Origin of the sequence: Pseudarthrobacter sp. NPDC058196 (assembly GCF_042882685.1) — a bacterium.
In the GTDB taxonomy this organism is placed as follows: Bacteria; Actinomycetota; Actinomycetes; order Actinomycetales; family Micrococcaceae; genus Arthrobacter.
Map to the genome: position 1 here is coordinate 1 of NZ_JBHVVN010000015.1, position 22,781 is coordinate 22,781.

The 22,781-nt window shown below is 65.8% G+C and carries 26 protein-coding genes; 12 read left to right on the plus strand and 14 right to left on the minus strand.

The features are described 5' to 3' along the window. Window positions 1-96: 96 nt before the first annotated feature. A complete protein-coding gene (locus tag ACFVVC_RS19170) occupies window positions 97-1,071 on the minus strand; it encodes a general stress protein (RefSeq protein WP_387456923.1) in 975 nt (324 codons plus the stop codon). Window positions 1,072-1,148: 77 nt separating this feature from the next. Between ACFVVC_RS19170 and ACFVVC_RS19175 the strand changes: the two genes are divergently transcribed. The 3 genes from ACFVVC_RS19175 (at window position 1,149) to ACFVVC_RS19185 (ending at window position 4,327) form a co-directional block, all read left to right on the plus strand. Next, window positions 1,149-2,432 (plus strand): magnesium transporter MgtE N-terminal domain-containing protein, encoded by a 1,284-nt coding sequence (locus ACFVVC_RS19175; RefSeq protein WP_387456926.1) that lies wholly within the window; start codon window positions 1,149-1,151, stop codon window positions 2,430-2,432. Then, window positions 2,416-3,114 (plus strand): DUF1003 domain-containing protein, encoded by a 699-nt coding sequence (locus ACFVVC_RS19180; RefSeq protein WP_387456928.1) that lies wholly within the window; start codon window positions 2,416-2,418, stop codon window positions 3,112-3,114. Before ACFVVC_RS19175 ends, ACFVVC_RS19180 begins: the two co-directional genes overlap by 17 nt. Window positions 3,115-3,181: 67 nt before the next feature. Then, entirely contained in the window at window positions 3,182-4,327 is a 1,146-nt protein-coding gene (locus ACFVVC_RS19185) for an Mrp/NBP35 family ATP-binding protein (protein ID WP_387457154.1), read from the plus strand. A gap of 8 nt (window positions 4,328-4,335) precedes the next feature. Here ACFVVC_RS19185 and ACFVVC_RS19190 read toward each other — a convergent pair whose 3' ends face one another. The 3 genes from ACFVVC_RS19190 to sigE all read right to left on the minus strand — a co-directional run bounded on the left by ACFVVC_RS19190 (window position 4,336) and on the right by sigE (window position 6,268). After that, complete coding sequence (locus tag ACFVVC_RS19190; protein WP_387456931.1) at window positions 4,336-4,740, minus strand: Sec-independent protein translocase TatB; 405 nt, start codon at window positions 4,738-4,740, stop codon at window positions 4,336-4,338. 69 nt (window positions 4,741-4,809) lie between these two features. After that, on the minus strand, window positions 4,810-5,646 hold the full coding sequence (locus tag ACFVVC_RS19195; RefSeq protein WP_387456934.1) for an anti-sigma factor: 837 nt from the start codon (window positions 5,644-5,646) through the stop codon (window positions 4,810-4,812). Between the two features lie 7 nt (window positions 5,647-5,653). Then, window positions 5,654-6,268: an RNA polymerase sigma factor SigE gene (gene sigE / locus ACFVVC_RS19200; RefSeq protein ID WP_387456937.1), complete on the minus strand. Its 615-nt coding sequence runs from the start codon at window positions 6,266-6,268 to the stop codon at window positions 5,654-5,656. 229 nt (window positions 6,269-6,497) lie between these two features. Between sigE and ACFVVC_RS19205 the strand changes: the two genes are divergently transcribed. After that, entirely contained in the window at window positions 6,498-7,130 is a 633-nt protein-coding gene (locus ACFVVC_RS19205; RefSeq protein ID WP_285248745.1) for an O-methyltransferase, read from the plus strand. A gap of 55 nt (window positions 7,131-7,185) precedes the next feature. Here ACFVVC_RS19205 and ACFVVC_RS19210 read toward each other — a convergent pair whose 3' ends face one another. From ACFVVC_RS19210 to ACFVVC_RS19225, 4 genes are all read right to left on the minus strand, one after another. Continuing rightward, on the minus strand, window positions 7,186-7,353 hold the full coding sequence (locus ACFVVC_RS19210) for a DUF3117 domain-containing protein (RefSeq protein ID WP_009357720.1): 168 nt from the start codon (window positions 7,351-7,353) through the stop codon (window positions 7,186-7,188). A gap of 232 nt (window positions 7,354-7,585) precedes the next feature. Further along, entirely contained in the window at window positions 7,586-8,842 is a 1,257-nt protein-coding gene (locus ACFVVC_RS19215; protein ID WP_387456940.1) for a hypothetical protein, read from the minus strand. Then, entirely contained in the window at window positions 8,839-9,288 is a 450-nt protein-coding gene (locus ACFVVC_RS19220; protein WP_387456943.1) for a DivIVA domain-containing protein, read from the minus strand. Before ACFVVC_RS19220 ends, ACFVVC_RS19215 begins: the two co-directional genes overlap by 4 nt. 69 nt (window positions 9,289-9,357) lie before the next feature. After that, on the minus strand, window positions 9,358-10,140 hold the full coding sequence (locus ACFVVC_RS19225) for a TIGR00730 family Rossman fold protein (protein WP_387456945.1): 783 nt from the start codon (window positions 10,138-10,140) through the stop codon (window positions 9,358-9,360). Between the two features lie 104 nt (window positions 10,141-10,244). Here ACFVVC_RS19225 and ACFVVC_RS19230 point away from each other — a divergent pair, with 104 nt between their 5' ends. From ACFVVC_RS19230 to ACFVVC_RS19245, 4 genes are all read left to right on the plus strand, one after another. Continuing rightward, the gene (locus ACFVVC_RS19230; RefSeq protein ID WP_387456948.1) at window positions 10,245-11,000 is read left to right on the plus strand and encodes an amino acid ABC transporter ATP-binding protein; all 756 of its coding nucleotides are present in this window, start codon (window positions 10,245-10,247) and stop codon (window positions 10,998-11,000) included. A 52-nt stretch (window positions 11,001-11,052) separates the two neighbouring features. Beyond that, on the plus strand, window positions 11,053-11,955 hold the full coding sequence (locus tag ACFVVC_RS19235; RefSeq protein ID WP_387456951.1) for a glutamate ABC transporter substrate-binding protein: 903 nt from the start codon (window positions 11,053-11,055) through the stop codon (window positions 11,953-11,955). A gap of 62 nt (window positions 11,956-12,017) precedes the next feature. After that, window positions 12,018-12,665 carry an amino acid ABC transporter permease gene (locus tag ACFVVC_RS19240; RefSeq protein ID WP_387456954.1) on the plus strand — a complete coding sequence of 216 codons (648 nt, stop codon included), beginning with the start codon at window positions 12,018-12,020 and terminating at the stop codon, window positions 12,663-12,665. After that, entirely contained in the window at window positions 12,662-13,513 is an 852-nt protein-coding gene (locus tag ACFVVC_RS19245) for an amino acid ABC transporter permease (protein ID WP_285248739.1), read from the plus strand. Before ACFVVC_RS19240 ends, ACFVVC_RS19245 begins: the two co-directional genes overlap by 4 nt. A gap of 75 nt (window positions 13,514-13,588) precedes the next feature. Here the strand turns inward: ACFVVC_RS19245 and dapE are convergent, their stop codons facing one another. Continuing rightward, window positions 13,589-14,758, minus strand: a complete 1,170-nt coding sequence (gene dapE, locus ACFVVC_RS19250) for a succinyl-diaminopimelate desuccinylase (RefSeq protein ID WP_387456957.1) — start codon at window positions 14,756-14,758, stop codon at window positions 13,589-13,591. Window positions 14,759-14,809: 51 nt separating this feature from the next. On the opposite strand from dapE, the gene dapD reads away from it, so the two are divergent. Continuing rightward, window positions 14,810-15,832, plus strand: coding sequence for a 2,3,4,5-tetrahydropyridine-2,6-dicarboxylate N-succinyltransferase (dapD, locus tag ACFVVC_RS19255; RefSeq protein WP_387456960.1), 1,023 nt, complete (start codon window positions 14,810-14,812; stop codon window positions 15,830-15,832). Window positions 15,833-15,839: 7 nt separating this feature from the next. Continuing rightward, window positions 15,840-16,697, plus strand: a complete 858-nt coding sequence (locus ACFVVC_RS19260; RefSeq protein WP_387456963.1) for a hypothetical protein — start codon at window positions 15,840-15,842, stop codon at window positions 16,695-16,697. Between the two features lie 10 nt (window positions 16,698-16,707). Here ACFVVC_RS19260 and ACFVVC_RS19265 read toward each other — a convergent pair whose 3' ends face one another. After that, window positions 16,708-17,319: a hypothetical protein gene (locus tag ACFVVC_RS19265; protein WP_387456965.1), complete on the minus strand. Its 612-nt coding sequence runs from the start codon at window positions 17,317-17,319 to the stop codon at window positions 16,708-16,710. Window positions 17,320-17,439: 120 nt separating this feature from the next. After that, window positions 17,440-18,045 (minus strand): TetR/AcrR family transcriptional regulator, encoded by a 606-nt coding sequence (locus tag ACFVVC_RS19270; RefSeq protein WP_387456968.1) that lies wholly within the window; start codon window positions 18,043-18,045, stop codon window positions 17,440-17,442. Between the two features lie 101 nt (window positions 18,046-18,146). Here ACFVVC_RS19270 and galE point away from each other — a divergent pair, with 101 nt between their 5' ends. Beyond that, a complete protein-coding gene (gene galE, locus ACFVVC_RS19275; protein WP_387456970.1) occupies window positions 18,147-19,160 on the plus strand; it encodes a UDP-glucose 4-epimerase GalE in 1,014 nt (337 codons plus the stop codon). Window positions 19,161-19,356: 196 nt separating this feature from the next. Here galE and ACFVVC_RS19280 read toward each other — a convergent pair whose 3' ends face one another. The 3 genes from ACFVVC_RS19280 to fdxA form a co-directional block, all read right to left on the minus strand. Continuing rightward, window positions 19,357-20,643: a citrate synthase gene (locus tag ACFVVC_RS19280; protein WP_018760317.1), complete on the minus strand. Its 1,287-nt coding sequence runs from the start codon at window positions 20,641-20,643 to the stop codon at window positions 19,357-19,359. A gap of 237 nt (window positions 20,644-20,880) precedes the next feature. Beyond that, a complete protein-coding gene (gene dapC / locus ACFVVC_RS19285) occupies window positions 20,881-22,032 on the minus strand; it encodes a succinyldiaminopimelate transaminase (RefSeq protein WP_387456975.1) in 1,152 nt (383 codons plus the stop codon). 14 nt (window positions 22,033-22,046) lie between these two features. Next, entirely contained in the window at window positions 22,047-22,373 is a 327-nt protein-coding gene (fdxA, locus tag ACFVVC_RS19290) for a ferredoxin (protein ID WP_009356972.1), read from the minus strand. A 136-nt stretch (window positions 22,374-22,509) separates the two neighbouring features. Between fdxA and ACFVVC_RS19295 the strand changes: the two genes are divergently transcribed. Beyond that, on the plus strand, window positions 22,510-22,746 hold the full coding sequence (locus tag ACFVVC_RS19295; protein WP_387456978.1) for a hypothetical protein: 237 nt from the start codon (window positions 22,510-22,512) through the stop codon (window positions 22,744-22,746). Window positions 22,747-22,781: the final 35 nt, after the last annotated feature.

Sequence of the window (22,781 nt, forward strand, 5' to 3'; positions counted from 1 at the left end):
CCACCGGACCGGGTCCGGTGGCCACGCTCTTTTTCGTATGGCCATCATCCTGCGGGTGGCCCCAGGAGGGCTGGAGCGTCTGCGGCCCCGGCAGCACTATTGTCCGTTGCCGCCTCGGTGCGTTTCCTCATCCGGCTTGTACTGCCCTGCGTTGCGCTCCGGGTTGTGGCCTGCGGCGGATTGGGCGGCCGGCTCGTGGGTGTGTTCCGGGGCGGCTGCATCGTGCTGCGCCGCGTCGGCCGCGGGGCCTTGCGGAAGCCGGACTCCGTACTGCGGCCGGCCGTCCGGCAGGTCGGGATACCGCACGGTACGGACCGGCTGGGCCGGCTGCTGCCCGTCGTCGTACTGTTGTCCGGCCTCTTGCTGGCTTTCGGCGCCCGGGTAGCCGTGGCCTTCCTGCGCCGGGGAAGCTGTGGGCCGCTGGCCGTAGGGGTCGTTCCAGCCCGCGGGACGGGCCGGGCCCTGTCCCGGATGCTGATCCTGCCCCGCCTGGTGTTGCTGCTGGTTCGGCTGGTTGTAGTAGTCATGCTGTGTGTACGGGCCGTGTCCTGACGCCGCATCGGAGCGGGACATCGGCAGCTGCTGCAGCAGGCGCCGGGCCTCATGGGCTGCCTCGGGGGCCACGATGACGTCATAGTTCGTGGCCACCACCTGGCTGGTGGAGGTGAAGTCCCGCTTGCCGCGCTGCATGGCGTAGGTGACGATGCCGAAGAGCATGAAGAAGGCCGCACCCATCAGCACCGACGTCATGATCGAGAAGTAGCCGGGCGAGGGCGCGAAGAAGGACAGCATGACGCCTACGAAGAGGCCGAACCACATGCCGCTCAGTGCTCCGGAAAGGGCCACCCGGGGGTAGCTCAGGCGCCCCGTCACCCGCTCCACCATCTTCAGCTCGTTGCCCACGATGGAGACCATCTGGACCGGGAACTGCTGGTCCGCCAGGTAGTCAACCGCCTTCTGGGCGTCGAGGTAGGAGGTGTAGGACCCTACGGTGTCACCGGTGGGTACGGCCCGGGCGTCATCCGGTCCGGTGGGGCCGCCGGTCTTGGGAGCACCAAAAATGTTGGACATACACCCATTCTTGCCCATCAAAGTGGGTGCTGCCTGTAAATTCAGCTAAAAGAGAGCAGACTCGGTAGCCTGTAGTGGTGAGCACAACACCTACCCGTGTCTTCGTGGCACGCCTCCTGGGCCTGGACGTCTTCGACCCCCTGGGCGATCGCCTGGGCCGGCTGCGCGATGTTGTTGTGCTGTCCAGGGGCACCCAGGGCGCGCCGCACGTGGTGGGTATCGTGGTGGAAGTTCCGGGGAAGAAGCGCGTCTTCGTGCCCATGACGCGTATCACCTCCATCGACCAGACGCAGATTATCTGCACCGGCCTGGTCAACCTGCGCCGCTTCGAACAGCGCGGCGCGGAGACCTTGGTAGTGGCGGAAATGTTCGACCGCCGGGTCACGCTGCGGGACGGCAGCGGCGACGCCACCATCGAGGACATCGCCATGGACCAGCACAGGTCCCGGGACTGGTTCGTCAGCAAGCTCTTTGTCCGCCGTGGCCACTCGCTCTCTCCGCTCAGCCGGCTGCGCCGCAACGAGACCCTGATCATTGACTGGGCGGACGCCCAGCAGGGTCCGCGCACCGAGCCGCAGGCAGCCACCCAGTTCGTGGCCAACCACGAGGACCTGAAGCCGGCCGACTTCGCCGAAGCCCTCCAGGAGATGAGCGACAAACGCCGCTTCGAGGTAGCGAGCGAACTGCAGGACGAGCGGCTGGCAGACGTCCTCCAGGAGCTGCCGGAAGACGACCAGGTGGAAATCCTCTCGGCCCTGGATGTCCAGCGCGCCGCCGACGTCCTCGAAGAGATGGATCCCGACGACGCCGCCGACCTCCTGGGCGAACTGCCCTCCGCCCAGGCCGAGGAACTGCTCCAGCTCATGGAACCCGAAGGCGCCGAGGACGTCCGCCGCCTGCTCGAATACGACGAAGACACTGCGGGCGGCCTGATGACGCCCGTGCCCGTGATCCTGCCGCCGGAAGCCACCGTCGCCGAAGCCCTGGCCCACGTCCGGCGAGAGGAGCTCTCCCCCGCCCTGGCGTCGTCGATCTTTATTGCCCGGCCACCGCTGGAAACGCCCACGGGCCGTTTCCTGGGGGTGGTCCACATCCAGCAGCTGCTGCGTTTCCCGCCGTTCGAGGCCTTGGGAAACCTCGTGGACAAGAACCTTGAACCGTTGTCAGACCAGGCCCACATCAGTGAGGTGGCCCGGACCCTGGCCACCTACAACCTGAACTCCCTCCCGGTGGTTAATGACGCCGGCCGGCTTGTGGGGGCGGTGACTGTTGATGACGTATTGGATCACTTGTTGCCGGACGACTGGCGCGCCCATGATGGCGAAGCCCCGATAAGGAAGCTCGGTGGCCGCATTGGCTGATAACAGCGCTCCGAAGAACCCCACCCAGCGGAACCTGGCCAAAGCGGATACAAAAGGCAGTCTCGACACGCCACTGAGCGGCCGGCAGCGGATCCTGCCGGCATTCCGCCCGGACCCCGATGCCTTCGGGCACGCGACCGAGGGCTTTGCCCGGTTCATGGGCACGCCGCAGTTCCTGGTGTACATGACCATCTTCTGCATTTTCTGGCTGGGCTGGAACACCTGGGCCCCCACGGAGTGGCAGTTCGACTCGAGGGACCTCGGCTTCACCCTGCTGACCCTTATGCTCTCGCTCCAGGCGTCCTATGCGGCCCCCCTGCTGCTGCTGGCCCAGAACCGGCAGGACGACCGGGACCGGGTGTCGCTGCAGCAGGACCGGCAACGCGCGGAACGCAATCTCTCCGATACCGAATACCTCACCCGGGAGCTGGCCTCCCTGCGGATCGCGCTACGCGAAGTTGCCACCCGTGACTACGTCAGGGCAGAGTTGCGCTCACTCCTGGAGGACATGCTGGAAGCCCAGGAGGAACTCAGGACGCACGACGGCTCCGGCCCCGGTTCCCATGAGTCACCACGGGACAAGGTCAAGGACAAACTGCGCGAGCAAAGGGACCGGCAGCGCGGCCCGCGCACCCAGCAGATCCCCCGGGTCAAACCCGGCCATTCCACCAACGAACGCTAGGCCGGATCATCCGGCAGTCCTTCGCCGCACCAGCACGAAAGCCGAGGCCCCTCCCGTGAGCGCCCCCATGGATCCGGCACCAGCCGGCAACTCCCCGCTGCTCCAGGCCGTCACCCACGCCCTGGCAACGGTTATCGACCCTGAGCTCCGCCGCCCCATCACCGAACTGGGCATGGTGGACTCCGTCCGGGTGTCCGACGACGGCCGGGTCACCGTCGCAGTCCTGCTCACCATCGCGGGTTGCCCGCTGCGGGACACGATCACCGCCGATGCCCGCAGGGCCTTGTCCGCAGTCCCCGGAGTCACCGCCGTCGACGTCGATCTCAAGGTCATGGACCAGGCCCAGCGTGACGCCCTCAAGGAGAAGCTGCGCGGCCCCGGCGGCGCGCGTACCATCCCGTTCAACCAGCCCGAGTCGCTGACCAAGGTCTACGCGGTGGCCAGCGGCAAGGGCGGGGTGGGAAAATCCTCGGTCACCGTGAACCTGGCCACTGCCTTGGCCGCCCGGGGCCTGCGCGTGGGCATCGTGGACGCTGACGTCTACGGTTTCTCCGTCCCCGCCTTGATGGGCATCTCCCAGGCTCCCACCCAGGTGGATGACATGATCCTTCCCCCGGTTGCCTACGGCGTGAAGGTCATCTCCATCGGCATGTTCGTCACCGGAAACCAGCCGGTCGCCTGGCGGGGACCCATGCTGCACCGGGCCCTGGAACAATTCCTCACCGACGTCTACTTCGGAGACCTGGACGCCCTGTTCCTGGACCTTCCCCCGGGCACCGGGGACATCGCTATTTCCGTGGCCCAGTTGCTGCCCAAGGCCGAGATCCTGGTTGTCACCACGCCCCAGGCGGCGGCGGCGGACGTAGCCGAACGGGCCGGTGCGATCGCGACCCAGACTGGCCAGAAGATCGCCGGTGTCATTGAGAACATGTCGTACTTGGACATGCCCGGCGGTGGCAGGATGGAACTGTTCGGAAGCGGCGGCGGGACGGTCCTTACCGGGCGGCTCAGCGCCACGCTCGGCGTTCCGGTGCCCCTGTTGGGCCAGATTCCGCTGGACATCCAACTCCGCGAGGGCGGGGACGCCGGGGTTCCGATCGTGCTTGGCAAGCCCGATTCCGCAGCAGGAGTGGCGCTGGCAGGCATTGCGGCGCAGCTTGCCGCCACACCGCGGGGCCTTGCCGGGATGAAGCTGGGCCTCCAGCCCCGCTGACGAGCGTCCTAGGTGGCTTCGGTGTCGTAGGGAGCGGTTTCACCCGGGGCGAGCCGCTGCACCACCCGCTCAGGGCGGGCCGGTGCGGCGTCGGCCACCGCGGCCGCACCGGAAACGGCGGCCACTGCGGCCGGGGCTCCCGCGCTGACAGGCTTGGTGTCGTCGTCGAAGAGTGCTTCCTTGATGATGCGGCGGGGGTCGTACTGGCGGGGATCGTACTTCTTCCAGTCGACATCGTCGATGTCGATGCCAACTTCTTCCTTGATTTGCTCGCGGGCTCCGGAAGCCATCCGGCGGACTTCCTTGACCAGGTTTGCCAGCTTCTGGGTATATTCGGGCAGCCGCTGGGGGCCGATCACGAGAACTCCGATGATCAGCAGAATAATGAATTCCGGGCCGTTGATACCAAACACTTTAGGAAGATTACCCTCTCCGGGCTGCCAGTGACGATTCCCGTCCAGCGGACGGGGAAACAGTCCGCATCACGGGGTGAACAGAGCTGCGATCTTGCTGATTCCGCGCTCCAGCCGTGATTCCAGCGGTTCCCCTGACTCTCCTGCGGGCGGTTCCGGAACGGCGGCTGCAACACCCTCGGAAGCGGTATCGGCGACGTTCTTGAGGATCGGAAGGGCGTCGTCGGCCTGCCCGGCGGGAAGGTCCGAACGGTACGTGATGGTGAGTCCGGCCGTCCGGTAGGTAGCGGACGCCGGGGACGTGGACCACGCCTGCGACGGGCCGGCCCCTTGGCTGGACGGGTGCTGTTCGGTAACGGTGGCGTGGTGGGCACCGTCGGTGAGGCGCAGCTCCACAGCCGGCTGCCCTTCCACCAGCATCGCGCGGGCGGTTTCGAGGTGGAATCCCATGGCCTGCAGTTCCGGGCAGGCCCAGCCTTCGGAACGCAGCGAGGCAAGTTGGGCAGGGTCCAGCGGGCGTCCACCCGTTGGGGTCTGCGAGGAAACGTGGGAAAAGGCCGCCTCCGTTCCGGACGGTTCGCCCGCCACCGGATCTCCTGCCGCGGTGAAGGCCCCCACGGCGAGCACGCCGGCCGCGGCCATGGTCCCCCCTGCGGTGAGCGCCAGCGCCCGGGCGGCCATCCGGCTTCCGCCGTGGCCCACGGGTGGTTCAGGCTGCGCCGCGAGTTCATGGGTGCGTGCCAGCAGCCGTGCCGTCAGGTCCTCGCTGGCGGGCGGGACCGGCGCCTGCCTGAGGCGCTCGAGGTATTGCCGTTCCCGGCGGACAGTGGCGGCACACTCCTGGCACGCCTCGAGGTGGCTGCCGGAGCGCTGGTGCTTGCCGCCGAAAGGAAACTGGGACCTCATGCGCCGATCAGAGGATGCCCGCGATGCGCGGCATGGAGAGCTTGCGGCGTCCCTGCTGCGGGCGCGGGTCACGGTGTGCCAGCTTTTCCCGGAGCATGGTCCTTCCGCGGTGGATACGGGAACGGACGGTGCCGAGTTTAACACCGAGTGCCTCCGCCACTTCGTCGTAGGACAGGCCTTCGAGGTCGCACAGGACGACGGCGGCACGGAAGTCCGGCGGGAGTTCCTCCAGCGCTGCCTGGACATCGAGGTCCAGGTTGTTCAGCTCGAAGCTCTGCTCGGGGCCGGGTTCGCGGCCGGGCAGCCGGGATTCGGCGTCCTCTGCCAGGGCGTCGAACCGGATGCGCGTCTTCCGGCGCGCCTGGTCGAGGAACAGGTTGGTGGTGATGCGGTGCAGCCAGCCGTCCAGCGTGCCCGGCTTGAAGTTCTCCAGTGAACGGAAGACGCGTACGAACACCTCCTGGGTGAGGTCCTCGGCGTCGAACTTGTTGCCGGTCAGGCGGTAGGCCAGCCGGTAGACCTTCGCGGAGTGATTGGTGACCACTTCTTCCCAGGTGGGACGGACCCACTCATCATTGGGATTGTTGACTGCAGGGACAGGTGCCACAACTGAAGATGACATCGTCCACTCCCCTCGTGGAATGCTAACGCCCGGATACTGTTGACATCTCTGATTCGGCGCCGGTCACCTTTTGGATGAGCGGATTCCAATCATGTCAAACTTCGCTGGGAATTTCCTGACCGCAGGGTAACTTCAGCCTTCGGCGCAACAGCTCCTTCCCCGGCCGGCAGGGCCGGACACAGTAGGCTAAAGGGGACATTCCCCCTTCACGCCCAGAAAGCGATAATTCATGAGCGCCGACAAGTCCAGCAGCTGGTCCTATGCAGAAGATCTGCCCGCTGAGGATGAGGTCATGCTTCGGGCCCGGGAACGTTCATTTGAATTGGGCGTCAGCGCCATCAGCCCTGGTGTCGGCGCGGTGCTTACGGTCCTTGCTGCCGCGTCCAAAGCACAGACCGCCGTCGAGATCGGCACCGGCGCCGGTGTCTCCGGCGTCTGCCTGCTGCGGGGCCTTGGCCCGCACGCTGTCCTGACCACTATTGACGTGGACGTCGAACACCTTCGCGCGGCCCGCGAGGCATTCACCGAGTCCGGCAGCCCGGCCAACCGCACCCGCACCATCTCCGGCCGTGCCGGCGATGTCCTGCCTCGCCTCACTGACGGCGCCTATGACCTGGTCTTCATCGACGCTGACAAGCCCGGCCTGCCTGGCTACGTTGAGCAGGCCATCCGGCTCCTCAAGAGGTCGGGCCTGTTGATTATCAATGACGCCCTGGACAAGGACAAGGTGGCCAACCCGGCCGGCCGCGAGGCCACCACGGTGGTGCTGCGCCAGGTGGGCAGGGCAATCCGCGACGACGAGCGGCTGGCGTCGGCGATGCTTCCCACCGGCGACGGCCTGCTGGTGGCTGTCAAGAAGTAGGGCGGAAAACAGGACAGGGTCCGCGGCACGAGGCCACGGACCCTGTCCGGCACGACTATTCGGTAACGCCTACCAGGCATTCCTTGAGGTTGGCTGCTTCGGCAGCGTTCAGCTCGACCACGAGGCGCCCGCCGCCTTCGAGCGGGACGCGCATGATCAGGCTGCGGCCCTCCTTGGTGACTTCCATTGGGCCGTCGCCGGTGCGTGGTTTCATAGCCGCCATGAGGAATTCCCCTCCATTTTGTTCCAGGACTGATCAGCCCGGGCGGGCTGGGTCCGCATGTCGATCAGGCGGCTGTGGCGGGATCGTGGTGCCCCGCCGAGGCTGCGCGTTTTCTGGATGCTTGTGTCCTTGCTTACTTACCATTATCGCGGATTTACCCGCACGTAGCTAATCGATGGACATTTCCGTGCGCCGGGCATTCCCGGCCTGACCTGCGCGGAAGCCCCGTTTGCTAGGGCGGATAATCGCCGCCGCCGGGCAGCTGGGCCCAGGCCCACAGCCACACGATCCACACGATCTGCAACAGCACGAACATGGCCACCACGGTTCCGCGGTAAGCCCGGGACCGGGACAGGAAGACGGCGCCCAGGGCCAGCGGAAACAGGGGCAGCAGCATCCTGAAGGTGCTGGTCTGCGGGTGGAGGAACATCAGCAGGTATCCCACGTAGCAGGCGCACCACAGCCTGAGTTCGGCTCCGAGCCGCACTACCGGGGGAAGGAAGAGCATCACGCCGAACAGTGCCACGAAGACCAACGGCGCCAGCAGGCCCAGGAGGGGGCCGAAAAGTTCGACGCCGGTATCGAACCAGGGCTTGAACGGCACCAGGTCCTGACCCCGCCAGACGGTCTCTGTCTTGGTATACGCCTGCGGGTCACCCGTGGCGGCCCACGCCGCCGCGGGCCAGACCAGTGCGGACACACCTGCGACGGCGGTGAGTCCGGTCAGTGCGGCAAGGTCCCGCACCGAGTGGGGTTCTTCTTCCGTACCCGGCACGGTGGCGCCCCGGAGACGGGCCACGGCGCGGCAGACCAGCAGCAGGCCCACCATGGCCGCGAAAGGAACTCCGACGGGCCGGGACAGGCACAGCACGAACACCACCGGCATGGCCCACAGGTACTGGCGGCGCAGCACCAGCAGCAGGGCCCATGCAAGCAGCAGGAGGGACAGTGGTTCTGCGTACGGCACCTGCAGCACGCCCGAGACGGGAAAAGTTGAAAAGAACACGACGCCCCACATCGCCTGGCCATGGTCCGCCTTCTGCCGGAACAAAACGTAGGCCAGCAACGCGGCGCCCCAGCCGGCCACCATGGCGACCACGGTCAGCGAAGCGGCGGGATTCATGCCGGTGAGGCTGCTGAGGCCGCCTGCCAGCGCGGGAAAGAGCGGGTAGAAGGCCCACGTGTTTTCCTGCACGTTACCGGCGGCGTCCGTGGGAAGCACGGAAGGGTAGCCGTTGGTGATGACCTGGGCGTACCAGCGGGCATCCCAGATGTTGATGAAGTTCCAGTAGTCCGGCTTTGGCGGGAACCAGGGGTTGACACCCTGGTGGAGCGCCGCGGCCATGAAGATGCACGCCGAGACCAGGCGGCCGGCGGCATACAGGGCAGTGGCTTGGATCCACCACGGCCAGCCGCGGACCGCGGAAGCAGCACGGACGGCGGCATTGTGGGCAGACGCCGTCGGGTTGCGGCGGTCCAGCGCGCTCACGGGCCGCCCGTCCCCGGCACGGCGGTGCCGCGGGCTTCCGGGTCCGCAGCCCTGGTGGTGCCCGGGTCAACCAGTGCCGGGTCCGCGGGGGCGTCGTTGGAATCCTGTTCCGTCACATCGTGTTCCATCGCGGCCAGCCGGCTGCGGAGCTCCGCCACTTCCCGGTCCTTGGCGGCGAGTTGGTCCCGCAGGTCTTCCAGGACCTGGTCCACCTGGTCCATCCGGTAGCCGCGCAGTCCGAGCGAGAACCGCAGCTGATCCACGTCCTCCGGTCCGGCGTGTGCGGGCAGCAGCACCGGCGGGAGGTTTGCAGGCGGGTCCTCGAGGCCGGCACCCAGCAGGGAAGGCAGCCCGGCACCGCCGGTACGGCGGGTGCGCCGGCCCAGGCCGGCCCACAGGACCGCTGCCACCAGGACGACGGCGAGGAAAACCAGAAAGAAACTCACTGTCCCATCGTGCCAGATCCATCGCGTCGGGCCAGTGGCCCCGGCGCGGATCCGGCCGTGGTCCTACTGCTACTCCGGCCGCTGCTCACCGTTCATGGACGGGGTCACGGCGACGTGAAGCACACGGTCCACCGCTTCGGCGGGATCGTCAACGAGCTGGATCAGGTCCAAGTCCTTCTCCGAGACCATTCCCTCAGCAACCAGGGTGCCCCGGATCCATTCGATCATCGGCCCCCAAAATTCGACGCCAAGGAGCACGATCGGAAACGACGTCACCTTCCGCGTCTGGACCAGGACCATGGCCTCGAACAACTCATCCAGTGTGCCCAGGCCGCCCGGCAGCACGATAAAACCCTGCGCGTACTTGACGAACATGGTCTTGCGGGCGAAGAAATAGCGGAAGTTGATGCCCAGGTCCACCCACTGGTTCAGGCCCTGCTCGAAGGGCAACTCGATACCCAGGCCCACGGATACGCCGTTGCCTTCCACCGTGCCCCGGTTGGCCGCCTCCATGGATCCGGGTCCGCCGCCGGTAATAACCGCGACGCCGGCCTCGGCAAGCTTGCGTCCCACCTCCACGCCCATTTGGTAGTACTTGCTGCCGGGCTTGGTGCGGGCCGAACCAAAAACGCTGACGGCCTTTCCGATGTCAGCCAGCGCACCGAATCCCTCGACGAATTCGCTCTGGATCCGCAGGACCCGCCAGGGGTCGGTATGGACGAACTGGCCGGGACCTTTGGTGTCGAGCAGATGCTGGTCGGACATTTCCACTGCGGCCTGCTTGCGGCGCAGCTCAAGTGGCCCCTTGCGGCGTGGCTGGGTCGTCTTGGCCGGATCAGCGTTGGTACTCATTCCCCTAGGCTAACCTCCAACTCCAGGTATCTCTTGAATCACGATCGGCATGAACTTGGGGTGATTGGCGTCATAACCCACCGTTGTTCGCTAGATTCTTTCCTATGACTACTCATGTGCCCGGCGATGCTCTCGTCTCCCTGAACGCCGTAAATAAGCATTACGGCCAGCTGCACGTTCTGAAGGACATCAACCTCCAGGTCCGCAAGGGCGAGGTTGTTGTGGTCATCGGACCTTCGGGTTCCGGTAAGTCCACCCTCTGCCGGGCGATCAACCGCCTGGAGACCATCGAGGGTGGAACCATCAGCATCGACGGGAAGGTCCTGCCGGCAGAAGGCAAGGAGCTGGCCAAGCTTCGTGCCGACGTCGGAATGGTGTTCCAGTCCTTCAACCTTTTTGCCCACAAGACCATCCTTGAAAACGTCACCCTCGGACCCATCAAGGTCAAGGGCGTGTCCAAGGCGGAGGCTGAAAAAGAAGCCATGGCCCTGCTGGAGCGCGTCGGCGTCGGCCAGCAGGCGCCGAAGCTTCCCGCCCAGCTCTCCGGCGGCCAGCAACAGCGCGTCGCAATTGCCCGTGCCTTGGCAATGAAGCCGAAGGTCATGCTGTTCGACGAGCCCACCTCCGCGCTCGACCCCGAAATGATCAACGAGGTCCTGGACGTCATGGTCCAGCTGGCCAAGGAAGGCATGACCATGATCGTGGTCACCCACGAGATGGGCTTCGCCCGCAAGGCTGCCGACCGTGTGGTCTTCATGGCCGACGGACAAATTGTCGAAGACGAGTCGCCGGAGGAATTCTTCACCAACCCGAAGAGCGACCGCGCCAAGGACTTCCTGTCCAAGCTCCTCACCCACTAAGCACACCGCACCCCTCCGGCCGCCGCGGCGGCCGGCCAATGAAAGGTATCTGATGAAGAACTTCTTTACCCGAAAGAAGCCATTGTTTGTCGCAGCAACCGCGGCGCTGGCTCTTTCCCTCAGCGCCTGTGGTGGTTCCGGAGGCGGCGGCACGGCTTCCTCCGGCGCGGACGAGACTCCGTACAAAGTAGCTGACAACGTCACCCTTACGGGCAGCCCCACCTACGACGCGATCAAATCCAGCGGCAAGGTCCGCATCGGCGTCAAGCAGGACCAGCCCGGCCTCGGCTTCAAGGACGCCGCGACCGGTGAGTACACCGGATTCGACATCGAAATCGCGAAGTGGATGGCAGCGTCCCTGGGCGTGAGCAAGGACAAGATCGAGTTCAAGCCGATTCCGTCCGCCAACCGCGAGTCCGCCATCACCAACGGCGACATCGACTACTACGTGGGCACCTACTCCATCACGGACAAGCGCAAGCAGCTCATTGACTTCGCCGGACCGTACTTCGTCACCGGGCAGGGCCTGCTGGTGAAGAAGGACAACTCCAGCATCAACAGCGAGAAGGACCTCTCGGGCAAGAACGTCTGCTCGGCCACGGGTTCCACTCCGATCCAGAACATCAAGGCAAACTTCCCGGGCACCAAGACCACCGAGTTTGATACCTACTCACAGTGCGTCGAGGCGCTCAAGAGCGGCCAGGTTGACGCCGTCACCACGGACCAGGCCATCCTGCTCGGCTACGCCGCCCAGGAACCGGACAGCCTGAAGGTTGTCGGCCAGCCGTTCACCACTGAAAAGTACGGCGTCGGCCTGAAGAAGGGCGACACCGCGCTGCGCCAGTTCATGAACAAGACGTTCACCGACGGTAACTCTGTGTGGCAGAAGATCTACGACCAGACGCTCGGCCAGTCGGGCACGAAGGTCGAACAGCCCAAGGTAGAGAACTACTAAACCAAAGTTGAGGGGGCGGCCATGCAGCCGCCCCCTCTTCCACTGTCGAAAGCGACGATTCTGTGAATACGCTGCTGAACAATTCGGATCTCTTCATTACGGGTTTCCGGAACACACTCATACTCTTCTTCATCTCGGCGATTTTCGCCCTGGTCCTCGGGACCGTAGTTGCCGCGCTCCGGGTCTCCCCCGTTCCCGCCATGCGCGCCACGGCAACGCTCTACGTCAACGTGGTGCGCAACACCCCGCTGACGCTGGTTCTTTTCTTCTTCGCCCTCGGGTACCCGAAGCTGGGCCTGGTGCCGATCGACTTCACCACTGCCGCCATCATTGGCCTGAGCCTGTACACCGCCACCTACGTGGCCGAAGCGGTTCGCTCCGGCATCAACACGGTGCCGGTAGGCCAGGCCGAGGCTGCCCGCGCCATCGGCCTGCCGTTCACCCAGACACTGACCCTCGTGATCCTGCCGCAGGCTTTCCGCGCCGTCATCCCGCCGATGTTCAGCGTGTTCATCGCCCTGCTCAAGAACACCACCGTCGCCGCCGGTTTCTCGGTCTTTGAAGCCGGCGCCATCCGGGCAAACCTCTCCGAGCGCGGCGAACCCGCGCTGACCGGTCTGCTCTGGGTCGCCCTGGTGTTCATCATCCTTGTCTTCATCCTTTCCGCGCTGCAGCGAAAGCTTGAACAAAAGTGGAAGGTTTCACGATGAGTTCAATCCTTTTTGACGCCCCCGGCCCCAAGGCTCGCTCCCGGTACCGGATTCTGGGCGTCGTCACGGCCTTGGTGATCCTGCTGATCGTCGGATTCGTCGTGCTGCGCTTCGCCCAGAGCGGCCAGTTCGACGCGAAGAAATGGCAGTTGTTCACCTTCCCGCTGGTGCAGCAGACCATTGCCCAGTCGGTCGGCGCCACCCTCTCGGCCTTCGCCACCGCAGCAGTGCTGAGCCTGGTGCTCGGCGTGCTGTTGGCCTTTGGCCGGTTGTCCGACCGTCGCTGGATCAGTGCCCCCTGCTACGGCTTCACGGAGTTGTTCCGCGCCGTTCCGCTGCTGATCCTGATGATGATCTTCTACTACGGCCTGCCCACCATCGGGGTCCAGGGCATCACGCCATTCACCGCTGTGGTCGCCGGGCTGGTGCTGTACAACGGATCTGTCCTCGCCGAGGTTTTCCGGGCCGGCATCGAGTCCCTGCCCCGGGGCCAGAGCGAAGCCGGGTACGCCATTGGCCTGCCCAAGAGCAAGGTCATGACCAGCATCCTGCTGCCCCAGGCCGTCCGGTCCATGCTTCCGGTGATCATTTCCCAACTGGTGGTCATCCTGAAGGACACCGCTCTTGGGTTCATCGTTACCTACAACGAGATCCTTTTCCAGGCGAAGTACTTCGGCAGCCAGATCCAGTACGGGTCCCCGATTATCCCGGCAGCCATTGTTGCCGCCGTGCTCTATGTGGGGATGTGCCTCATCCTGGCCGCTTTCGCCAAGTGGCTGGAGCGCAGGCTTTCCCGCAAGCCCGGCGCAGCAGTCACCCCTGCGGCTGCAGTCCCCGCCGAGGTCTAACCACCCGGCAGCGCCGCCGGCGGGAAGGGCCCGGAGCCGTCAGGTTCCGGGCCCTTCCCGCGTTTTACAACATTGTCAGGGGCGCTTCTTTGGCGGCAGGCCGTCGTCCTGGCCGGCGAGCCACCCCTGCAGGGCGCGGAGGCAGGTGCGGATCGCGTCGGCGGATACGTGTTCGTTGTCTTTATGCGCCAGCAGTGGATCGCCCGGGCCGAAGTTCACCGCCGGGATACCCAGCTCGCTGAAGCGGGCGACGTCGGTCCAGCCGTATTTGGGCTTGGGCTCGGCACCCACGGCAGCAACGAAGGAGGCTGCCGCCGGGTGCTGCAGGCCGGGCCTGGCGCCGGCGGCGGCGTCGGTGCGGACCACGTCGAAGCCGGCGAGCAGCTCCCGGACGTGGGCTTCCGCCTCGTCCGGGGTCTTATCCGGGGCGAACCGGTAGTTGATCTCCACGACGCAGCGGTCAGGGATGACGTTGCCGGCCGTACCGCCGTTGATCTTGACCGCGTTAAGGCTTTCGCGGTAATCGAGGCCGTCAACGTTGACGGTACGTGGCTCATAGGCGGCGAGGCGGGCAAGGATGGGCGCGGCTGCGTGAATGGCGTTGCTGCCCATCCAGGCGCGGGCCGAGTGGGCAGCCTCCCCCACCGTGGTGGCTTCGAACCGGCTGGTCCCATTGCAGCCGCCTTCCACCGTGCCGTGCGTAGGCTCCAACAGGATGGCGAAATCGCCCTGCAACAGGTCGCCGTGGTTCCGGACCAGGCGTCCCAGCCCGCTCTTCACCGCTTCCACTTCTTCGTGGTCATAGAACACAAAGGTGACATCCCGCCTGGGCTGCCTGCCGCCGTCGAACAAGCCTGCGGCCAGGGCCAGCTGGACCGCCACGCCGCCCTTCATGTCGGTGGCGCCACGGCCGTAGAGGACGCCCTCACCCGGGACTCCGGAGTCCCACGTCGACGGGACTGTGCCCCGGGAGCCCTCGGTCAAGGGCAGCGGGACGGTGTCCAGGTGGCCGGCCAGGATCACGCGCTCGCCCAGGCCAAGTTCTGTGCGGGCGATAATGGCGTCCCCATCGCGAAGCACCCTCAACTGGGGGATCTCCGCCAATGCGGCCTCCACGGCGTCCGCAAGTTGCTTCTCGTTGCCGGACACGCTGTTGATGTCCATCACCGCTGCGGTCAGCAACGCCACGTCCTGGTGCAGGTCAAGGATGGACAGGGACGAGTCAGGGGCCGTTTCAGCAGTCACGAAGCCAGTCTAGTTCGAACCGCCTGCCCGCCCCTCGATAGACTGGAGCACATGACTGAGACCGCTTCCTCTGCCGTGCCCGAAACCCTCACCCCTGACACCGATGACCGTTCCGCCCACGGCTTTGGCGTTGCCACCATCGCTACCGGCGATGCAAGCGTCCTGGACGTCTGGTTCCCGGCACCGGCGCTTGGTGTCGCCGCCGAAAACCTCCGCTCGGTGGAGCACGCCGACGAAACCCTGACCCGCATCGCCGAGAACGGAGCAGACGAGGACCGCGGTACCGAGCAGAAGGTGGTCTTCGTCCAGATCAACCTCGATGAAGCCCCCGCGGACACCGCCGACGCCTACCTGCGCCTTCACCTCCTCTCGCACCGGCTGGCCAAGCCCAACACCATCAACCTCGACGGCATCTTCGGCAAGCTCCCCAACGTCGTGTGGACGAACTTCGGCCCCGCCGCCGTCGAAGGCTTCGAACTGACCCGTGCCCGGCTCCGCCGCCGCGGCGCCGTCACCGTCTACGGCATCGACAAGTTCCCGCGCATGGTGGACTACGTGGTGCCCACCGGTGTGCGGATTGCCGACGCCGACAGGGTCCGCCTTGGCGCGCACCTGGCCGCCGGCACCACCGTCATGCACGAGGGCTTCGTCAATTTCAACGCCGGAACCCTGGGCGCCTCCATGGTGGAGGGCCGTATTTCGGCCGGCGTCGTGACCGGCGACGGCAGCGATGTTGGCGGCGGCGCGTCCATCATGGGCACCTTGTCCGGAGGCGGCAAGGAGAAGATCACCATCGGTGAGCGTGTGCTGCTCGGCGCCAACTCCGGCGTGGGTATCAGCATCGGTGACGACTCCGTCGTCGAAGCCGGCCTCTACGTCACGGCGGGCACCCGCGTACGCATTCCCGGCCCCAAGGACGAGGTCGGCGAAGATACCACCAAGATCGTCAAGGCCGCTGAACTCTCGGGCGTGCCCAACCTGCTTTTCCGCCGCAACTCCACCACGGGCGCCGTCGAGGCACTCCCCCGCGCGGGCCAGACCGTTGAGTTGAACGACGCCCTGCACGCCAACTGATCCGTCAGTGGGACGCAGACGCGGCCTGCGCCGCCTGGCGGTGCTGTTGCTTGCCCTCGCGCTGGCAGTGGGCGGCATTTATACCGCTGTGTACTTCGTGCAGCGTTCCGAAACCCTCGTTTCGGAACGCTGCACCGCCTCTGCGGGCAACCGCACAGGTGAGCTGGCGCCGGACCAGGCGGCCAATGCCGCCCTCATCACCGCTGTGGCGGTGCGGCGTGGATTGCCGGCCAGGGCAGCCACGATCGCCCTTGCCACCGCCATGCAGGAATCGAAGCTCCGCAACATCGGCCACGGTGACCAGGCCGGACCGGATTCACGGGGACTCTTCCAGCAGCGGCCCTCCCAGGGCTGGGGCACCGAAGCGCAGATCATGGACCCGTACTTCGCCGTGAACGCTTTCTACGATGCCCTGGTGAAGATTCCGGGGTACGAGACACTCGACATCACCGATGCCGCCCAGCGGGTCCAGCGTTCTGCCCATCCAGAGGCCTACGCCCAGCACGAGGACATGGGGCGGGCGTTCGCCTCCGGATTCACTGGCCAAACACCTGAGGGAGTCCAGTGCACTCTGCGCTCGGCCACCGCCGCAGGGGACGCGGCCGCGGTGGCCGGCGAACTGGAGCAGGCCTACGGCGGCGTGGACTCCCAGGCTGAGGGTGCCACGTTGGTGGTGGAAGCCAACGGACCGATGGCGTGGTCCATCGCCCAATGGGCGGTTGCCAACGCCAAGGACCTCTCGGTCACCCGGGTTGATGTCGCCGGGCGCGCCTGGCAGCGTTCGGGCGGCAACGGCTGGCAGGATTCCACGACGTCGGACGGGCAGGTGCGCATTACGGTGCGGCAGAACGACGGCGGCAGTTGAGGCCGCGGGGTCAGACCAGGATTTCCAGCACCGGCTGGACGTAGCTGCGGAACAGCTCAGGCTGGCCCATCAATTCCTGGCTCATGATGATTTTGTCGGGTTCCAGGTACCACGCCCGCTGCTCCTCCAGCGGCAGTTCGATGATGGTCAGGCGGAAGTCCCGCGAATCCCGGCCGATTTCCATCAGCCTGTCATCCACCATGTCCGCAATGAGTTGGTCCGTTCCGCTGGCGCCCCGCTCCCCCTCCAGCTCTGCATACTCGCTCCTGCGTTCCCTGGCCCACGTCAGGGCGGAGCCGAAGTGCGCCTGCAGGACCCGCTGGAGGGCCGGGGAATTGCCGAAGGCCCCAAATTCCGGCGGGGAGAGCTCGGGGGCCGTCTGCGGGTGCGCCTTGAGAAGTTGCTCCCACCAGGCCTCCCATTCGGTCTTCAAGGCGCTGAGCCCACCAACCTCTGCGGTCAGGTGGGTGTGGTCGGCGGGCCTGACTTTGGGGGCCGCATGGGACAGCATTGGACGGCCCACTCCGTTGAGGCCGGCCGCGTCCCGGACGTAGAGCGCAATCATCATCGGCCCGGACGTATCCGTGATGATCTGCCATCCTGAACCGCTTGCGTGGTGCATTCAAAGTCCTTCCCTGGCCGACTTCCGCCGGGCATCGTGCTGGAGTCCGGCGTACCGGCTTTCAGTCTATTCCCGCAGGCCATCCGCGGTAGTGCCGGACATGCTCGAGCTGCCGCCCGCTCATCGTGCCAGCCCGCCCAGGTGCCGCTCAAGGACGTCGCCGCACATCTGCGCAGTCATCCAGCCCGGCTGCAGCAACGCGTGCATGCACAAGCCGTCCAGGGTGGCCAGCAAGCGTTCCGCCTCCACCACCAGGACCTCCTGCGGTTCGTCCGGCAGCAGCGAGGAAACCACGCTCCCGACGACGGCAGCAACCTCCCGGTGGCTGCGGTCCGCGACGGCTGCAAGGAATGGCCTGATCCGCGCCGCGTTCTTGAAGGCCAGCCACGCGCAGGCGTCCACCGCGCTGTCCTGGTCCAGGGGCAGCAAGCCGCCCAGCAGGGTTAAAACGGCCCTGCGGTGTTCCGGGCTGCCCGGGACGGCTCCGTCCACGGCTGGCAGCAGTCGTTGGAGCCGGCCGACGATGCGGTCCACGACTGCCCCGAACGTAAAGGCCAGGAGTTCCTCGCTGCCCGCGAAGTAGTGCCGGACGGAACCGACTGCCAGGCCTGCTTCGTCGGCCACTTCGCGCAGCGAGGCCCGTTCCAGGCCGTCAACGGCAATAATCCGGAGAACGGCTTCGACCACGTCCTGCCGCCTGGCATCTGCATCAACAATTTTGGGCACCATCCTTATTAGCACACTTGTGCTTCTTTCCGGGTGTCACATCGCGCCCGCCATCCGGATAGCAGGGGCGGCCTGCGCCTGCCGTGGGATAGCGTTGAGGCATGAAAATCTTGGTTACAGGTGGCACCGGCTACATCGGTTCCCACACTGTTCTTTCCCTGCAGGAAGCCGGCCACGACGTCGTTGTCATCGACAACCTGGTCAACTCGAGCGAAGAGTCGCTGCGCCGGGTTGCCGAGCTCAGTGGCAAGGCCGCCGAGTTTCACCACGTCGACCTGGTGGACGAGGCCGCCGTCGAAAAGGTCTTTGCCGGCAACTCCATCGACGCCGTGATCCACTTCGCCGGCCTCAAGGCCGTCGGCGAGTCGGTCCGGGAGCCGCTGAACTACTACTACAACAACCTGGTGGGCACCCTGAACCTGGTCCGCGCCATGGACCGGCACGACGTCCGCTCCATCGTGTTCAGCTCATCCGCCACCGTCTACGGCGAGCACAACCCCATTCCGTACGTGGAGAAGATGGAGATCGGCGCCAACAACCCGTACGGGCGCACCAAGGAACAGATCGAGGACATCCTCTCGGACCTTGGTGCAGCGGATACCCGCTGGCACATAGCACTCCTGCGCTACTTCAACCCGGTGGGCGCCCACCCGTCCGGCCGGATCGGCGAAGACCCCCAGGGCATTCCCAACAACCTGGTTCCGTTCATAGCCCAGGTGGCCGTGGGCCGGCGCGAGAAACTCATGGTGTTCGGCGGCGACTATGACACCCCGGACGGAACCTGCCTGCGGGACTACATCCACGTCGTCGACCTGGCCGAAGGGCACGTGGCTGCGCTGAACCACATTGCGGCCCGCACCGGAGTCTTCCGCTGGAACCTGGGCTCCGGCAAGGGTTCCTCCGTCCTGGAGGTCCTGCGCTCCTTTGAAAAGGCCGTCGGCAAGCCGATCCCCTACGAGATCACCGACCGCCGCGCGGGCGACCTGCCGGCATTCTGGGCCGACGCCACGTCCGCGCTGGCGGATTTGAGTTGGTCCACCACCAAGACCGTGGACCAGATGTGCGAGGACCACTGGCGCTGGCAGAAGAACAACCCGCAGGGCTACGCCAGCTGAACCCATCGATTGCCCCTACTTGTCGTTTTGACTCCCCTCAACGACAAGTGGGGCCCACGCCGGCGAGGGCCCCGGCCCGAGCTTGCGAGGGCAGGGAGCCGGTGGGGAGCAATGGATGGTGACCAACGCGCAACGGCCGCCCACCTATGGAAGGTGGGCGGCCGTCGTCGTCATTCAGCCTTTGCCTGGCGGCAGGTCAGCGTGCCGGGTAGTCACGCTCCGGCTCACCGATGTACAGCTGGCGCGGGCGGCCGATCTTGGTGTTGGGATCGCTGATCATTTCACGCCACTGCGCGATCCAGCCCGGCAGGCGGCCGATCGCAAACAGGACCGTGAACATCTTTTCAGGGAAGCCCATGGCCTTGTAGATCAGGCCGGTGTAGAAGTCCACGTTCGGGTAGAGCTTGCGCTGGATGAAGTAGTCGTCGTTGAGCGCCTTCTCTTCCAGGCGGAGGGCGATCTCCAGCAGCTCGTCGTTGCCGCCGAGCTTGGTGAGGATCTCGTGGGCCGTGGCCTTGACGATCTTGGCGCGCGGATCGTAGTTCTTGTAGACCCGGTGCCCGAAGCCCATGAGCCGGACGCCGTCTTCCTTGTTCTTGACCTTCTCCATGTAGTCCTCGGGCTTGAGGCCCTCGGCCTGGATCTGGCGGAGCATCTTCAGGACGGCCTCGTTGGCGCCGCCGTGGGCGGGGCCGAAGAGGGCGTTGATGCCCGCAGAAACGGAAGCAAAGAGGTTGGCGTTGGAAGAGCCCACCAGGCGCACGGTGGAGGTGGAGCAGTTCTGCTCGTGGTCCGCGTGCAGGATCAGGAGCAGGTCCAGCGCCTTGACGATGACGGGGTCGAGCTCGTACTGCTCGGCCGGCAGACCGAAGCTGAGGCGCAGGAAGTTCTCCACGAGGTTCATGGAGTTGTCCGGGTACAGCATGGGCTGGCCGATGGACTTCTTGTGCGCGTATGCGGCGATGACCGGCAGCTTGGCCATCAGGCGGATGGTGGAAACCTCCACCTGCTCGGCGTTGAACGGGTCCAGCGAGTCCTGGTAGAACGTGGACAGCGCGGACACTGCGGAAGAAAGCACAGGCATCGGGTGCGCATCCCGCGGGAAGCCGCCGAAGAAGCCCTTGAGCTCCTCGTGCAGCAGGGTGTGGCGCCGGATCTTCTGGTCGAACTCATCCAGCTCGGTGGGCGTCGGCAGGTTGCCGTAGATCAGCAGGTAGGACACCTCAAGGAAGCTGGAGTGCTGCGCCAGCTGCTCGATGGGGTATCCGCGGTAGCGCAGGATGCCCGCATCGCCATCGATGTAGGTGATTGCCGAGGTGGTTGCTGCGGTGTTCATGAAGCCGGGGTCAAACGTCACGGCGCCGGTCTGCTTCAGCAGCTTGGAGACGTCGTAACCCTCGTTCCCTTCAACAACCTGGATGCGCGGGAGCTTCAGCTCGCCACCTGCATGGAGCAGGGTCGCAGCATTGTTGGTCTCAGTCATGGAGTCCCCTTCATGAGGCGTCTGGGCCTCTGTCGAAAGCTTGATCCAACATCAGGTGAGCCGCGCACTGATCCTGAGAAGACAGGTTCCAACACCCGGGCTGCCATCTTGTAGAAAGCCACCATTGATAGTCACTTAAAAACTACCGCTCCTTGGCGGGTGTCACTAATCCGGGGCCCGTCGATACAGCCTAAAATGCCCCGGATGTGGGACGAGTCACACGAATATTACGTGCTTCTAGGAGTCCGCTCCTGCCAGCCTGGCCACCGCTGCGTCGATGCGTTCGTCTGTGCCGGTCAGGGCAACCCTGACAAAGCCGTTGCCGGCATCACCGTAAAAGACCCCGGGGCCTACTACGATGCCGCGGTCGGCGAGGCGGTCCACCGTGTCCCAGGTGTCCTCCCCTGCAGTGGACCAGAGGTACAGTCCGGCGTCGGATTCCTTGATCTCCAGGCCGAACTCCAACAGTGCCGGCACCAGCCGTTCACGCCGGCCCCGGTAGAGGTCCTTCTGCGCCTCAACGTGCGCGTCGTCGCCAAGCGCCACGCGCATGGCCTCCTGGACCGGGTACGGGACGATCATGCCCGCATGCTTCCGGCTGTTGACGAGGTTGGGCATCAGGTCCGGGTCGCCGGCCACGAACGCCGCACGGTAGCCGGCCAGGTTGGACTGCTTGCTCAGCGAGTAGACAGCCAGCAGGCCCTGGTGCGAGCCGCCCGCCACCCGGGGATCGAGGATGCTGGGTACGCGACGGCCGCCGCGCTGGACGTCCCAGTCCCCCCAGCCAAGCTCCGCATAGCATTCGTCCGAGGCCACTACGGCACCCAGTTCCCGGGCCTGGACCACCAGCGCCCTGAGCGACTCCGCATCCCGCACACTGCCGGTGGGGTTGCCGGGCGAATTGACCCAGATCAGGCGCACCCTGGCGCGGGTGGCGTCGTCGAGCTCGTCCAGGTTGTCCGTGGCCACCGAGGTGACGCCGGCAAGGGTCGCGCCGATATCGTAGGTGGGGTACGCCACTTTGGGGCGTACGACGACGTCGCCGGGCTTGAGGCCCAGCAGCAGCGGGAGCCACGCAACAAGTTCCTTCGAACCCACGGTGGGCATGATGTTGCGGGGGTCCAGGCCGGACACGCCGCGCCGGCGTTCGAACCACCCGGCGATGGCCTCCCGGAGCGCCGGGGTGCCGTGCACGGTGGGATAGCCGGGGGCGTCGGCGGCAGCCTTCAGGGCGTCCTGGACCAATGTTGGCGTGGGATCCACCGGGGTTCCGATCGACAGGTTGACTGCCCCGCCGGGGTGCCTGGACGCCTTGGCCAGGTAGGGTGCCATGGCCTCCCACGGGTAATCGGGCAGGGCCAGGCCAAACGAATTCACTGCTGCTGTCACGGCTCTTGTCCGGGTCAGTGGTCTTGGTTCTGCGGCGGCAGGGCGGCAATCATCGGGTGGTCCTTGCCCGTGTTTCCGATCTTGGCCGCGCCGCCCGGGGATCCCAGGTCATCGAAGAACTCGACGTTCGCCTTGTAGTAGTCTGCCCACTCGTCCGGGGTGTCATCCTCGTAGTAGATGGCTTCCACCGGGCAGACGGGTTCGCAGGCGCCGCAGTCGACGCACTCGTCCGGATGGATGTACAGCGAACGCTCGCCCTCATAGATGCAGTCCACGGGGCATTCTTCGATGCATGCCTTGTCCTTAACATCCACACACGGCTGCGCGATTACGTACGTCACGTCCCTGGCCTCTCCACGTTGGGTTCCGGCGACCCGCCGGTTCTTGCATCCGGCAGCACGGCCGGACTCTTGACATCTGAGCCTATTATCTCCCAGCCCATTCCCGCGAACCTAGCCGGCACCCTAGTATGAACTGGTGAGTCTGCCTGTTGCCGCGCCCGCCCGGTTCCTTACGGCCGCGGCCCCCGGTACCCGCGTCGTGGTTCGCTACCGGATTGACGGAGGCCTGACGGACGCCCTGGGCCACTTACTGGCGTGCGACGCCGGTTCCTGCACCATCCGCACCCGCCGGGCCGACGTCGTCATCCCCCTGGAACGCGTAGTGGCGGCCAAGGAGGTCCCGCCCGCTCCCCCGCGGCGCCACGCGCGCTGAGGGACCCTCTCGGCGCGCCGCCCCTGCGCAGCCAG

Bases quoted from the DNA above. Each gene is read 5' to 3' on its own strand.
- ACFVVC_RS19230 (WP_387456948.1), top strand. From the start codon at position 10,245: ATGACTACTCATGTGCCCGGCGATGCTCTCGTCTCCCTGAACGCCGTA.
- ACFVVC_RS19265 (WP_387456965.1), bottom strand. From the start codon at position 17,319: ATGCACCACGCAAGCGGTTCAGGATGGCAGATCATCACGGATACGTCC.
- ACFVVC_RS19280 (WP_018760317.1), bottom strand. From the start codon at position 20,643: ATGACTGAGACCAACAATGCTGCGACCCTGCTCCATGCAGGTGGCGAG.
- galE (WP_387456970.1), top strand. From the start codon at position 18,147: ATGAAAATCTTGGTTACAGGTGGCACCGGCTACATCGGTTCCCACACT.
- ACFVVC_RS19245 (WP_285248739.1), top strand. From the start codon at position 12,662: ATGAGTTCAATCCTTTTTGACGCCCCCGGCCCCAAGGCTCGCTCCCGG.
- sigE (WP_387456937.1), bottom strand. From the start codon at position 6,268: ATGTCATCTTCAGTTGTGGCACCTGTCCCTGCAGTCAACAATCCCAAT.
- ACFVVC_RS19170 (WP_387456923.1), bottom strand. From the start codon at position 1,071: ATGTCCAACATTTTTGGTGCTCCCAAGACCGGCGGCCCCACCGGACCG.
- ACFVVC_RS19205 (WP_285248745.1), top strand. From the start codon at position 6,498: ATGAGCGCCGACAAGTCCAGCAGCTGGTCCTATGCAGAAGATCTGCCC.
- ACFVVC_RS19185 (WP_387457154.1), top strand. From the start codon at position 3,182: ATGGATCCGGCACCAGCCGGCAACTCCCCGCTGCTCCAGGCCGTCACC.
- ACFVVC_RS19225 (WP_387456945.1), bottom strand. From the start codon at position 10,140: ATGAGTACCAACGCTGATCCGGCCAAGACGACCCAGCCACGCCGCAAG.
- dapD (WP_387456960.1), top strand. From the start codon at position 14,810: ATGACTGAGACCGCTTCCTCTGCCGTGCCCGAAACCCTCACCCCTGAC.
- ACFVVC_RS19235 (WP_387456951.1), top strand. From the start codon at position 11,053: ATGAAGAACTTCTTTACCCGAAAGAAGCCATTGTTTGTCGCAGCAACC.
- ACFVVC_RS19210 (WP_009357720.1), bottom strand. From the start codon at position 7,353: ATGGCGGCTATGAAACCACGCACCGGCGACGGCCCAATGGAAGTCACC.
- ACFVVC_RS19195 (WP_387456934.1), bottom strand. From the start codon at position 5,646: ATGAGGTCCCAGTTTCCTTTCGGCGGCAAGCACCAGCGCTCCGGCAGC.